The following is a 12,714-nucleotide window of genomic DNA, read 5'->3' on the forward strand; positions in this document are numbered from 1 at the left end:
GCTAGCCGTTGCGTGATGCATTGATTTATCATCCGGCATCTTACTCCAGCCCATCGAAAGGCGTGCGGCCGCACCGGCTGTTGGCGCGCAGGAAGCCCGGACATAACTCAGATGGCTCTAACCCCCCCCCTGTTCCGCAGAAAGTTTCCCCTTCTGGTCACCGGCGGCCTCCTGGCCTTTGGATCCGCACCGCTCCTGCATGCCGCCGAGCAGTTCGCCTGCCAGGCGACCGCCACCGGCGGCTGGGCTTGCACCCCGAAGACGCCCAGCGCCGCCACGCCGCCACGCCCGCAGCCGGTTGCCCCGGTCGCCGGCGCTGCCCAGCCGGGCGCAGCCGCACCGCAGGGCGCAGCACCGGCACTGGCCAGCGACAACGGCGGTCGGGCGCTGGCGGCACGCAGCGCCGACTACAGTCACCTCGACTGGGTGCCGCGCGAGCGTCTGAATGCCGAGCAGAAGGCCGAGATCGCCCCCTACTGCGCCGGCACCTACGTCGAGCCGCCGCGCCCCGGCATGGCCGACAAGACCCCGCTGAGCGAGGCGCCGACCTACGTCTCCGCGCGCGCCACCCGCTACGAGCAGGCCACCGAGACCACCACCCTGGCCGGCAACGTGGTACTGCGCCAGGGCAGCATCCAGGCCGAAGCCGACGAGGCCAGCCTGCACCAGCTGGAGAATCGCGGCGAACTGAAGGGCAACGTGCGCCTGCGCGACGAGGGCTTCCTGGTGGTCGGCGATCGCGCCGAGCTGCAGCTGGACAACGGCGAGGCGCAGGTCGACAACGCCGAGTACGTGCTGCATGCCGCCAAGGCGCGCGGCAGCGCGCAGTACGCCAAGCGCCAGGAAGACGCCGTGGTGCGTCTGAAGGATGGCACCTACACCCGCTGCGAGCCGGGCGAGAACACCTGGCACCTGAAGGGCAACAACGTCACCCTCAATCCGGCCACCGGCTTCGGCAGCGCGACCAACGTCACCCTGCGGGTCAAGGATGTCCCGGTGTTCTACACCCCGTACATCTATTTCCCGATCGACGACCGGCGCCAGTCCGGCTTCCTCGCGCCGAGCTTCAGCTCCTCGAGCGACAACGGCTTCACCCTGCAGACGCCCTACTACTTCAACCTGGCGCCCAACTACGACGCGACCCTCTACCCGACCTGGATGGTCGACCGCGGCCTGCTGATGGAAGGCGAGTTCCGCTACCTGACCCCGGGCAGCGAAGGCCAGGCCGGCGCCGCGTGGATCAACGACCAGAACGATGACCGCAAGCTGCAGTCGGAGTACGAAGACCAGCGCTGGATGTACAGCTGGCAGCACAAGGGCGGCCTCGACCGGCGCCTGCTCGCCGAGATCGACTACACCGATATCAGCGACCCCTACTACTTCCAGGACCTGGACACCGACCTCGACATCGAGCAGCCGGACTTCCTCAATCAGCGCGGCAGCCTGAGCTGGCGCGGCGACAGCTACACCGCGAAGCTGGTGGCCCACGCCTACGAGCCGACCAGCGTGGTCGACGTGACCCCCTACGACCGCCTGCCGCAGCTCAGCCTCGATGGCCGCCTGCCGTTCCAGCCCGGCGGCCTGGACATCACCTACGGCACCGAGTTCGTCAGCTTCCAGCGCAGTCTGCGCAGCGGCCTGTTCACCAACGAGGACGGCGTGACCGAACCCTGGTACGACACCCGCCTGCGTGGCTTGGCGCGCAGCGAAGGCGAGCGCCTGCATCTGGAGCCGGGCATCAGTCTGCCGCTCAGCGCCAGCTGGGGCTTCCTCAAGCCGGCGGTGAAGTATGCCTACACCCAGTACGATCTCGACCTCGACCAGCAGGGCAAGGACACCCTGCTCGCCGAGCAGCAGTTCGATAGCAGCCAGGACCGTCAGGTGCCGATCTACAGCATCGACTCCGGCCTGTACTTCGATCGCAACTCCGCGCTGTTCGGCCAGGGCGGTCGCCAGACCCTGGAGCCGCGCGCCTTCTACCTGTACGTGCCGGAAGAGGACCAGACCGACATTCCGGTGTTCGACACCGGCGAGAGCAGCTTCAGCTACGCCGCGCTGTGGCGCGACAACCGCTTCTCCGGCAAGGATCGCATCGGCGACGAGAACAAGCTGTCGCTGGGCGTGACCAGCCGCTGGATCCAGGCCGACGGCCTCGAGCGCCAGCGCCTCAGCCTCGGCCAGGCGCTGTACTTCGCCGATCGCAAGGTGCAGATGCCGGGCATCGACTACCGCGACCGCGCCGACGCGCAGGCCTCGGTATCGCCCTACGCGCTGGACTACCTGTATCGCTTCAACCGCGACTGGCACCTGACCTCGGACTTCAACTGGGATCCGGACAGCAACCGCACCCGCTCGGGCAGCGCGATGTTCCACTACCAGCCAGAAGCCAGCCCGAACAAGGTGGTCAACCTCGGTTACCGCTACCGCAACGACGTGGTGCGCTACGACCAGTCCAGCGGCACCTGGAGCTACAACAGCGACTTCGGCACCCCGGGTAGTCCCAACTACATCAAGGACTACTACAAGATCCAGCAGCACGACTTCTCGACCATCTGGCCGATCGCCCAGCAGTGGAGCGTGATCGCTCGCTGGCAGCACGACTACAGCCGCAACCGTACCCTCGAGGCGTTCGGCGGCTTCGAGTACGACAGCTGCTGCTGGAAGCTGCGCCTGATCAACCGCTACTGGGTCGACTACAACGAGACCGACCTCAACCCGGACGCCAACGACGAGGGCGACCGCGGCATCTTCCTGCAGATCGTCCTCAAGGGTCTCGGCGGGGTGGTTGGCAACCGCGTGGAGTCCTTCCTCGACCAAGGCATTCAAGGTTACCGTGAACGTGAAGACCAAGCTTATCAATAGTCTGCGCCCGCTCGCCGTCGGCGCCCTGCTGCTCTGCACCGCGGCCCACGCCGAGGTGCAGCCGCTCGACCGCGTGGTGGCCATCGTCGACAACGACGTGATCATGCAGAGCCAGCTCGATCGCCGCCTGGCAGAGGTGCAGCAGAACCTGGCCAAGCGCGGTGGCGAGCAGCCGCCGCGCGCTGCGCTGGCGCCGCAGGTGCTGGAGCGTCTGATCGTCGAGAACCTGCAGCTGCAGATCGGCGAGCGCTCGGGCATCCGCATCGGCGACGAGGAGCTCAACCAGGCGCTGGCCACCATCGCCCAGCGCAACAACCTGACCCTCGAGCAGTTCCGCGCCGCGCTGGCCCGCGACGGCCTGTCCTACGACGAGGCGCGCGAGCAGGTGCGCCGCGAGATGATCATCAGCCGCGTGCGCCAGCGCCGGGTCGCCGAGCGCATCCAGGTCAGCGACCAGGAAGTGGAAAACTTCCTCGCCTCCGACCTCGGCAAACTGCAGCTGTCCGAGGAGTTCCGCCTGGCCAACATCCTCATCCCGCTCAGCGAGGGAGCCTCGGCGCAGGAGATCCAGGAAGCCGGGCGCAAGGCCGTGGAGCTGCACAACCAGCTGGGCCGCGGTGCCGACTTCGCGCGCCTGGCCGCGGCCCATTCGGCCGGCGAGAACGCCCTGGAAGGCGGCGAGATCGGCTGGCGCAAGGCCGCCCAGCTACCGCCGCCGTTCGACTCCATGGTCGGCGCCCTCGACGTCGGCCAGGTCACCGAACCGGTACGCACCCCGGCCGGCTTCATCCTGGTCAAGCTGCTCGACAAGCGCGGCGGCGACAGCGGCGTGCTGCGCGAGGAGTTCCACGTCCGCCACATCCTGCTCAAGCCCAGCGAGATCCGCAGCGACGAGCAGACCCGCCAGCTGGCCGAGCGCCTGTACGAGCGCCTGCAGGCCGGCGAGGACTTCGCCGCGCTGGCCAAGAGCTTCTCCGAAGACCCGGGCTCGGCGCTCAACGGCGGCGACCTCAACTGGGTCGAGCCGGGCGCGCTGGTCGCCGAGTTCCGCGAGGTGATGGGCGAGACGCCGCGCGGCCAGCTGTCGCAGCCGTTCCGCAGCCCGTTCGGTTGGCACGTGCTGCAGGTGCTCGACCGCCGGGTCAGCGACGCCAGCGGCGCCGCCCGCGAACAGCAGGCGCTGACCCTGCTGCGCAACCGCAAGTACGACGAGGAACTGCAGAACTGGCTGCGCCAGATCCGCAGCGAAGCCTACGTGGAAACCCGCCTGTGAGCGCAGTCCGGCGCTTCGCCCTGACCCCCGGCGAGCCGGCCGGCATCGGTCCCGACCTGTGCCTGCTGCTCGCCCGCGCAGCGCAGCCGCACGCGCTGGTGGCGGTCGCCAGCCGCGCGCTGCTCGCCGCGCGCGCCGCGCAGCTGGGCCTGGACATCACGCTGCTCGAGGTCGGCCCCGGCCACTGGCCGCAGGTGCCGGCACCGGCCGGCAGCCTGTACGTGTGGGACACCCCGCTGGCCGCCCCGGCGGTCGCCGGCCAACTCGATCCGCGCAACGCCGGCTACGTGCTGGAAACCCTGCTGCGCGCCGGCAACGGCTGCCTCGACGGCAGCTTCGCCGGGATGATCACCGCGCCGGTGCACAAGGGGGTGATCAACGAGGCCGGCATCCCCTTCTCCGGGCACACCGAGTTCCTCGCCGAGCTGACCGCCACCGCCCAGGTGGTGATGATGCTGGCCACCCATGGCCTGCGCGTCGCCCTGGTGACCACCCACCTGCCGCTGCGCGCGGTGGCCGACGCCATCACGCCCGAGCGTCTGGCCCGGGTGACACGCATCCTCGACGCCGACCTGCGCAACAAGTTCGGCATCGCCCGGCCGCGCATCCTGGTCTGCGGCCTCAACCCGCACGCCGGCGAGGGCGGCCACCTGGGCCGCGAGGAGATCGAGGTGATCGAGCCGACCCTGGCGCAACTGCGCACCGAGGGTCTCGATCTGGTCGGCCCGCTGCCGGCTGACACCCTGTTCACCCCCAAGCACCTCGAGCACTGCGACGCGGTGCTGGCCATGTACCACGACCAGGGCCTGCCGGTACTCAAGTACAAGGGCTTCGGCGCAGCGGTCAACGTCACCCTCGGCCTGCCGATCGTGCGCACCTCGGTCGACCACGGCACCGCCCTCGACCTGGCCGGCAGCGGGCGGATCGACACCGGCAGCCTGCAGGTGGCCCTGGAGACCGCCTACCAGATGAGCGCCAGCCACGCCTGAATCGCGGCGCGCCCGGCCCCGGGAGGCCGGGCGGACTTTTCGCTGGTAAACTGCCGCTCCTTTGCATTCGCCTCGGGCCCTGGGTCCGAAGCCTGGAGCCGCCCCATGTCCGAGCTGTACCAACATCGCGCCCGCAAGCGCTTCGGCCAGAACTTCCTGCACGACGCCGGCATCATCCACCGTATCCTGCGCGCCATCCACGCCCGTCCGGGCGAGCACCTGCTGGAGATCGGTCCCGGTCAGGGCGCGCTCACCGAGGGCCTGATCGGCAGCGGCGCCAAGCTCGACGTCATCGAACTGGACCAGGACCTGGTGCCGCTGCTCAGGTTGCGCTTCGGTCTGAACCCCAACTTCACCCTGCATCAGGGCGATGCGATGAAGTTCGACTTCTCCAGCCTGGTCAGCGGCGACGACAAGCTGCGGGTGGTCGGCAACCTGCCCTACAACATCTCCACGCCGCTGATCTTCCACCTGCTCGCACATGCCGGGGTCATCGCCGACATGCACTTCATGCTGCAGAAGGAAGTGGTCGAGCGCCTCGCCGCCGAACCGGGCGGTGGCGACTGGGGGCGGCTGTCGATCATGGTCCAGTACCACTGCCGCGTCGAGCACCTGTTCAACGTCGGCCCGGGCGCCTTCAATCCGCCGCCCAAGGTCGACTCGGCGATCGTCCGCCTGGTGCCGCACGCGGTGCTGCCGCATCCGGCACAGGATGTCCGGCTGCTCGAGCGGGTGGTGCGCGAGGCCTTCAATCAGCGCCGCAAGACCCTGCGCAACACCCTCAAGCAGCTGCTGCCGGCAGCCGCCATCGAGGCCGCCGACGTCGACGGCAGCCTGCGCCCGGAGCAGCTCGACCTCGCCGCCTTCGTGCGCCTGGCCGACCAGCTGGCGCTGCAGACAAGATCCGAGTGAATCGCTAAGCTTTTATGTCAGGCCAGCCGAATCCCTTGCAATGAGCACCCCGGACCCGCGTTACCAGATCGACGTCAGCGTCGTCACTCGCCACCTGCCCGAGCAGTCGGTCCCCGAGCAGGAGCGCTACGCCTTCGCCTATACGGTGACCATCCGCAACAGCGGCCTGCTGCCGGCCAAGCTGCTCACCCGCCACTGGATCATCACCGACGGCAACGCCAAGGTGCAGGAAGTGCGCGGCGCCGGCGTGGTCGGCGAACAGCCGCTGCTCGCCCCCGGGCAGAGCCACACCTATACCAGCGGCTGCGTGCTGGCCACCCCGGTGGGCAGCATGTACGGCAGCTTCGGCATGCAGGCCGGCGACGGCCATGATTTCACCGCGCCGATCCGCCCGTTCAGCCTGGCCGTCCCGGGGGTGCTGCACTGATGGCGCTGTACGCGGTCGGCGACCTGCAGGGCTGCCTGCGCCCCCTGCAGTGCCTGCTCGAGCAGGTCGACTTCGATCCCGCCCGCGACCATCTGTGGCTGGTCGGCGACCTGGTCAACCGCGGCCCGCAGTCGCTGGAGACCCTGCGCTTCCTGTTCGCCATGCGCGATGCGGTGACCACCGTGCTCGGCAACCACGACCTGCACCTGCTGGCCGTGGCGCACAACGTCGAGCGCCTGAAGAAGGGCGACACCCTGCGCGAGATCCTCGACGCCCCCGACCGCGACGACCTGCTCGAATGGCTGCGCCGCCAGCCGCTGCTGCACTACGACGAGGAACGGCAGATCACCCTTGTGCACGCCGGCATCCCGCCGCAGTGGTCGCTGAAGAAGGCGCGCAAGCGCGCCGCCGAGGTCGAGGAGGCGCTGCGCGACGACGCCCGCCTGCCGCTGTTCCTCGACGGCATGTACGGCAACGAGCCGGACAAGTGGAGCGGCAAGCTGCACGGCATCGCCCGCCTGCGCACCATCACCAACTACTTCACCCGCATGCGCTTCTGCACCGCCGAGGGCCGCCTCGACCTGAAGAGCAAGGAAGGCCTGGGCAGCGCGCCGAGCGGCTATGCGCCCTGGTTCAGCCACCCCAACCGCAAGACCCGCGGACAGAAGATCATCTTCGGTCACTGGGCCGCCCTGCAGGGGCGCTGCAGCGAGCCCGGCGTCGAGGCGCTGGACTCCGGCTGCGTATGGGGCAGCGAGCTGACCCTGCTCAACGTCGACAGCGGCGAACGCCACACCTGCAGTTGCCAAAAGGAACAACCATGAGCGAATTCAAGCGTATCGATCCCGTCACCGCCCACCAGCTGCGCCTGAATGGCGCGGTGGTGGTGGACATCCGCGACCCGCACAGCTTCGCCAACGGGCACATCCGTGGCGCCCGCCACCTGGACAACCACTCGCTGGCCGACTTCATCGCCGGCGCCGACTTCGCCGCGCCGCTGCTGGTGGTCTGCTACCACGGCAACTCCAGCCAGAGCGCCGCCGCCTACCTGGCCCATCAGGGCTTCGAGGAGGTCTACAGCCTCGACGGCGGCTTCGAACTGTGGCACTCCCGCTATCCCGAAGAGGTCGCCTGCGGCGACGAAGGCTGATCACCGCGCACCCGCGACAAGGCTCACCGTCAGTCGATTTTTCCTGCTGCGTTCGCCATCAAGCAGGTCTATGCTAGGTCCGAGGGCTTCCAAAATGGAGAGCCGGTCCACCGGCTCCCGGACAGGCAGTACGACCATTAGGGGCGGCAGTGGGGACAACCGGTCGTCGTCACACGAAGACCGGGCAGCCCGCCGAGGCCCGCTTCCGCTTCAGGCATCGAGCGAGGTGACGTGATGAGCATTTTCAGCCATTTCCAGCAACGCTACGAAACCACGCGCCAGGAAGAATACTCCCTGCAGGAGTACCTCGACCTGTGCAAGCAGGACCCCATGACCTACGCCACCGCGGCCGAGCGCATGCTCAAGGCCATCGGTGAGCCGCAGCTGATCGACACCTCCACCGACCCCCGACTGTCGCGGATCTTCTCCAACAAGGTGATCCGCCGCTATCCGGCGTTCGCCGACTTCCACGGCATGGAAGACTGCATCGACCAGATCGTTTCCTACTTCCGCCACGCCGCCCAGGGCCTGGAAGAGAAGAAGCAGATCCTCTACCTGCTCGGCCCGGTCGGCGGCGGCAAGTCGTCGCTGGCGGAGAAGCTCAAGCACCTGATGGAGCACATCCCCTTCTACGCCATCAAGGGCTCGCCGGTGTTCGAGTCGCCGCTCGGCCTGTTCAACCCGGACGAGGACGGCGCCATCCTCGAGGAGGAGTACGGCATCCCGCGCCGCTACCTCAGCTCGATCATGTCGCCCTGGGCGACCAAGCGTCTCAACGAGTTCGGCGGCGACATCAGCAAGTTCCGTGTGGTCAAGCTGTACCCGTCGATCCTCAACCAGATCGCCATCGCCAAGACCGAGCCGGGCGACGAGAACAACCAGGACATCTCCGCGCTGGTCGGCAAGGTGGATATCCGCAAGCTCGAGGAATTCCCGCAGAACGACCCGGACGCCTACAGCTACTCCGGCGCCCTGTGCCGCGCCAACCAGGGCATCATGGAATTCGTCGAGATGTTCAAGGCGCCGATCAAGGTGCTGCACCCGCTGCTGACCGCCACCCAGGAAGGCAACTACAACAGCACCGAGGGTCTCGGCGCGATCCCCTACAGCGGCATCCTGCTGGCCCACTCCAACGAGGCCGAATGGCACAGCTTCCGCAACAACAAGAACAACGAGGCATTCATCGACCGCATCTACATCGTCAAGGTGCCCTACTGCCTGCGCGTCAGCGACGAGATCCGCATCTACGACAAGCTGCTGGTCAACAGCTCCCTGGCCCAGGCCCACTGCGCGCCGGACACCCTGAAGATGCTCGCCCAGTTCTCCGTGCTGAGCCGCCTGAAGGAGCCGGAGAACTCCAACATCTACTCCAAGATGCGCGTCTACGACGGTGAAAACCTCAAGGACACCGATCCCAAGGCCAAGTCGATCCAGGAATACCGCGACACCGCCGGCGTCGACGAGGGCATGACCGGGCTGTCGACCCGCTTCGCCTTCAAGATCCTGTCCAAGGTCTTCAACTTCGATCCGCACGAGGTGGCGGCCAACCCGGTGCACCTGCTCTACGTGCTGGAACAGCAGATCGAGCAGGAACAGTTCCCGGCGGAAACCCGCGAGCGCTACCTGCGCTTCCTCAAGGAATACCTGGCACCGCGCTACGTCGAGTTCATCGGCAAGGAGATCCAGACCGCCTACCTGGAGTCCTACAGCGAATACGGGCAGAACATCTTCGACCGCTACGTGCTGTACGCCGACTTCTGGATCCAGGACCAGGAATACCGCGACCCGGAAACCGGCGAGATCCTCAACCGCGTCGCCCTCAACGAGGAACTGGAGAAGATCGAGAAGCCGGCCGGCATCAGCAACCCGAAGGACTTCCGCAACGAGATCGTCAACTTCGTGCTGCGCGCCCGGGCCAACAACAACGGCAAGAACCCGTCGTGGCTGTCCTACGAGAAACTGCGGGCGGTGATCGAGAAGAAGATGTTCTCCAACACCGAGGACCTGCTGCCGGTCATCAGCTTCAATGCCAAGGGCTCCAAGGACGAACAGCAGAAGCACAACGACTTCGTGCGGCGCATGGTCGAGCGCGGCTATACCGAGAAACAGGTACGCCTGCTCGCCGAGTGGTATCTGCGCGTTCGCAAGTCGCAGTAGTAAGCTAGAGCAAGCCCCGGTCCGGAGCGGCGATCTGCGCCGCTCCGGGCTGCGCTTCGGCCTCCAGCCCCGCATGGGAGCATGCCATGAGTTACGTCATCGACCGACGACTGAACGGCAAGAACAAGAGCACGGTGAACCGCCAGCGCTTCCTGCGGCGTTACCGTGACCACATCAAGAAGGCGGTGGAGGAAGCCGTCAGCCGGCGCTCCATCACCGACATGGAACACGGCGAACAGATCAGCATCCCCTCGCGCGACATCGACGAACCGGTGCTGCATCACGGCCAGGGCGGCCGGCGCACCATCATCCATCCCGGCAACAAGGAGTTCACCACCGGCGAGCGCATCCCGCGCCCCTCCGGCGGCGGGGGCGGCGGCGCAGGCCAGGGCAAGGCCAGCAATTCCGGCGAGGGCATGGACGACTTCGTCTTCCAGATCACCCAGGAGGAATTCCTCGACTTCATGTTCGAGGATCTGGCCCTGCCCAACCTGGTGAAGAAGCACCTGACCGGCCTGGACAGCTTCAAGACCGTGCGCGCCGGGATCAGCAGCGAGGGCACGCCGGCACGCCTGAACATCGTGCGCACCCTGCGCTCGGCACATGCCCGGCGCATCGCCCTGTCCGGCTCCAGCCGCAATCACCTGCGCGAACTGAAGGTCGAACTGGAACGCCTCAAGCGCGAGGAGCCGGACAACATCGGCGACATCCGCGAGGTGGAGGAAAAGATCGCCGGACTGCGCGCACGCATCGAGCGCCTGCCGTTCCTCGACACCTTCGACCTCAAGTACAACCTGCTGGTCAAGCAGCCCAACCCGACTTCCAAGGCGGTGATGTTCTGCCTGATGGACGTGTCCGGCTCGATGACCCAGGCCACCAAGGACATCGCCAAGCGCTTCTTCATCCTCCTCTACCTGTTCCTCAAGCGCAGCTACGAGAAGATCGAGGTGGTATTCATCCGCCACCACACCAGCGCCAAGGAAGTCGACGAGCAGGAGTTCTTCTACTCGCGCGAGACCGGCGGCACCATCGTCTCCAGCGCGCTGAAGATGATGCAGGAAGTGATGGCCGCGCGTTATCCGGCCCACGAATGGAACATCTACGCCGCCCAGGCCTCGGACGGCGACAACTGGAACGACGACTCGCCGGTGTGCCGCGACATCCTGATCCGCCAGATCATGCCGTTCGTCCAGTACTTCAGCTACGTGGAGATCACCCCGCGCGAGCACCAGGCGCTGTGGCACGAGTACGAGCAGGTCGCCGAGGCCTTCCCGGAAAGCTTCGCCCAGCAGCAGATCGTTTCCGCCGCGGACATCTACCCGGTGTTCCGCGCCCTGTTCCAGAGGAGGATAGCCGCATGACTCCTCGAGCCAAGAAAGGTCAGCCGCTGTCGACCACCTCGGAGTGGAGCTTCGAGCTGATCCGCACCTATGACCGCGAGATCGCCCGGCTGGCCGAGCGCTACGCGCTGGACACCTATCCCAACCAGATCGAGGTGATCACCGCCGAGCAGATGATGGATGCCTACGCCTCGGTGGGCATGCCGATCGGCTATCACCACTGGTCGTACGGCAAGCACTTCCTCAGCACCGAGAAGGGCTACAAGCGCGGGCAGATGGGCCTGGCCTACGAGATCGTGATCAACTCCGATCCGTGCATCGCCTATCTGATGGAAGAGAACACCATGTGCATGCAGGCGCTGGTGGTGGCGCACGCCTGCTACGGGCACAACAGCTTCTTCAAGGGCAACTACCTGTTCCGCACCTGGACCGACGCCAGCTCGATCATCGACTACCTGGTGTTCGCCAAGCAGTACATCACCAAGTGCGAGGAGCGCTACGGCATCGACGCGGTGGAGGACCTGCTCGATTCCTGCCACGCGCTGATGAACTACGGGGTCGACCGCTACAAGCGCCCCTACCCGATCTCCGCCGAGGAGGAACGGCGCCGGCAGAAGGACCGCGAGGAACAGCTGCAGCGCCAGGTCAACGACCTGTGGCGGACCATCCCCAAGGGCGTCGGCAAGGAGCGCGCCGACGACGGCACGCGCTTCCCGCCCGAGCCGCAGGAGAACATCCTCTACTTCATCGAGAAGCACGCGCCGCTGCTGGAGCCCTGGCAGCGCGAGGTGGTGCGCATCGTGCGCAAGATCGCCCAGTACTTCTACCCGCAGCGGCAGACCCAGGTGATGAACGAGGGCTGGGCCACCTTCTGGCACTACACCCTGCTCAACGACCTCTACGACGAGGGCCTGGTCACCGACGGCTTCATGATGGAGTTCCTCCAGTACCACACCAGCGTGGTCTACCAGCCGCCGTTCGACAGCCCCTACTACAGCGGCATCAACCCCTACGCGCTGGGCTTCGCCATGTACCGCGACATCCGCCGCATCTGCGAGGACCCGACCGACGAGGACCGCCGCTGGTTCCCCGACATCGCCGGCAGCGACTGGCTGGCCACCCTCAAGTTCGCCATGCAGAACTTCAAGGACGAGAGCTTCATCCAGCAGTTCCTCTCGCCGCGGCTGATCCGCGAGTTCCGTCTGTTCAGCATCCTCGACGACGACCGGCAGGACGAGCTGCTGGTCGACGCCATCCATGACGACAGCGGCTACCGCACCATCCGCGACCATCTGGCGGCGCAGTACAACCTCGGCAACCGCGAGCCCAACGTGCAGATCTGGAACGTCGACCGCCGCGGCGACCGCTCGCTGACCCTGCGCCACTACCAGCACGAGCGCAAGCCGCTGGGCGGCTCCACCGAGGACGTGCTGCGCCACCTGCACCGTCTGTGGGGCTTCGACGTGCACCTGGAGAGCATGCAGGGCGAGCAGCGGGTGAACGTGCAGCACATGCCGCCCAGGCGCGAGCGCGAGGCCGAGAGCGGCCACTTCGACCTGATCGCCCGCCCGGTCTGAGACCGGCCGCGCACCCCGCACACCGCC

At 66.9% G+C, this 12,714-nt stretch carries 10 protein-coding genes; all 10 read left to right on the forward strand.

Annotated elements, in window-relative coordinates; translation table 11 throughout:
* Nucleotides 1-111: 111 nt before the first annotated feature.
* The 10 genes from BLT78_RS16105 (at nucleotide 112) to BLT78_RS16150 (ending at nucleotide 12,687) form a co-directional block, all read left to right on the forward strand.
* Nucleotides 112-2,862: an LPS-assembly protein LptD gene (locus BLT78_RS16105; protein WP_090350336.1), complete on the forward strand. Its 2,751-nt coding sequence runs from the start codon at nucleotides 112-114 to the stop codon at nucleotides 2,860-2,862.
* Nucleotides 2,840-4,135, forward strand: a complete 1,296-nt coding sequence (locus tag BLT78_RS16110; RefSeq protein ID WP_090352359.1) for a peptidylprolyl isomerase — start codon at nucleotides 2,840-2,842, stop codon at nucleotides 4,133-4,135. The genes BLT78_RS16105 and BLT78_RS16110 overlap by 23 nt, the downstream gene beginning before the upstream one ends.
* Nucleotides 4,132-5,124 (forward strand): 4-hydroxythreonine-4-phosphate dehydrogenase PdxA, encoded by a 993-nt coding sequence (gene pdxA, locus BLT78_RS16115; RefSeq protein ID WP_090350339.1) that lies wholly within the window; start codon nucleotides 4,132-4,134, stop codon nucleotides 5,122-5,124. The genes BLT78_RS16110 and pdxA overlap by 4 nt, the downstream gene beginning before the upstream one ends.
* 105 nt (nucleotides 5,125-5,229) lie before the next feature.
* Entirely contained in the window at nucleotides 5,230-6,036 is an 807-nt protein-coding gene (rsmA, locus tag BLT78_RS16120; protein ID WP_090350342.1) for a 16S rRNA (adenine(1518)-N(6)/adenine(1519)-N(6))-dimethyltransferase RsmA, read from the forward strand.
* Between the two features lie 40 nt (nucleotides 6,037-6,076).
* Nucleotides 6,077-6,463, forward strand: a complete 387-nt coding sequence (gene apaG / locus BLT78_RS16125; protein ID WP_090350344.1) for a Co2+/Mg2+ efflux protein ApaG — start codon at nucleotides 6,077-6,079, stop codon at nucleotides 6,461-6,463.
* The gene (locus BLT78_RS16130; RefSeq protein WP_090350347.1) at nucleotides 6,463-7,287 is read left to right on the forward strand and encodes a symmetrical bis(5'-nucleosyl)-tetraphosphatase; all 825 of its coding nucleotides are present in this window, start codon (nucleotides 6,463-6,465) and stop codon (nucleotides 7,285-7,287) included. The genes apaG and BLT78_RS16130 overlap by 1 nt, the downstream gene beginning before the upstream one ends.
* A complete protein-coding gene (glpE, locus tag BLT78_RS16135) occupies nucleotides 7,284-7,613 on the forward strand; it encodes a thiosulfate sulfurtransferase GlpE (RefSeq protein ID WP_090350350.1) in 330 nt (109 codons plus the stop codon). The genes BLT78_RS16130 and glpE overlap by 4 nt, the downstream gene beginning before the upstream one ends.
* A 234-nt stretch (nucleotides 7,614-7,847) precedes the next feature.
* Nucleotides 7,848-9,770, forward strand: a complete 1,923-nt coding sequence (locus BLT78_RS16140; protein ID WP_090350353.1) for a PrkA family serine protein kinase — start codon at nucleotides 7,848-7,850, stop codon at nucleotides 9,768-9,770.
* 86 nt (nucleotides 9,771-9,856) lie between these two features.
* On the forward strand, nucleotides 9,857-11,131 hold the full coding sequence (locus tag BLT78_RS16145; RefSeq protein ID WP_090350356.1) for a YeaH/YhbH family protein: 1,275 nt from the start codon (nucleotides 9,857-9,859) through the stop codon (nucleotides 11,129-11,131).
* Nucleotides 11,128-12,687: a SpoVR family protein gene (locus BLT78_RS16150; RefSeq protein WP_090350359.1), complete on the forward strand. Its 1,560-nt coding sequence runs from the start codon at nucleotides 11,128-11,130 to the stop codon at nucleotides 12,685-12,687. The genes BLT78_RS16145 and BLT78_RS16150 overlap by 4 nt, the downstream gene beginning before the upstream one ends.
* Nucleotides 12,688-12,714: the final 27 nt, after the last annotated feature.

The organism is Pseudomonas oryzae (assembly GCF_900104805.1).
GTDB lineage: Bacteria > Pseudomonadota > Gammaproteobacteria > Pseudomonadales > Pseudomonadaceae > Geopseudomonas > Geopseudomonas oryzae.

Coding starts and splice junctions, on each gene's coding strand:
- BLT78_RS16105 (WP_090350336.1), top strand. CDS start 112: ATGGCTCTAACCCCCCCCCTGTTCCGCAGAAAGTTTCCCCTTCTGGTC.
- rsmA (WP_090350342.1), top strand. CDS start 5,230: ATGTCCGAGCTGTACCAACATCGCGCCCGCAAGCGCTTCGGCCAGAAC.
- apaG (WP_090350344.1), top strand. CDS start 6,077: ATGAGCACCCCGGACCCGCGTTACCAGATCGACGTCAGCGTCGTCACT.
- BLT78_RS16130 (WP_090350347.1), top strand. CDS start 6,463: ATGGCGCTGTACGCGGTCGGCGACCTGCAGGGCTGCCTGCGCCCCCTG.
- glpE (WP_090350350.1), top strand. CDS start 7,284: ATGAGCGAATTCAAGCGTATCGATCCCGTCACCGCCCACCAGCTGCGC.
- BLT78_RS16140 (WP_090350353.1), top strand. CDS start 7,848: ATGAGCATTTTCAGCCATTTCCAGCAACGCTACGAAACCACGCGCCAG.
- BLT78_RS16145 (WP_090350356.1), top strand. CDS start 9,857: ATGAGTTACGTCATCGACCGACGACTGAACGGCAAGAACAAGAGCACG.
- BLT78_RS16150 (WP_090350359.1), top strand. CDS start 11,128: ATGACTCCTCGAGCCAAGAAAGGTCAGCCGCTGTCGACCACCTCGGAG.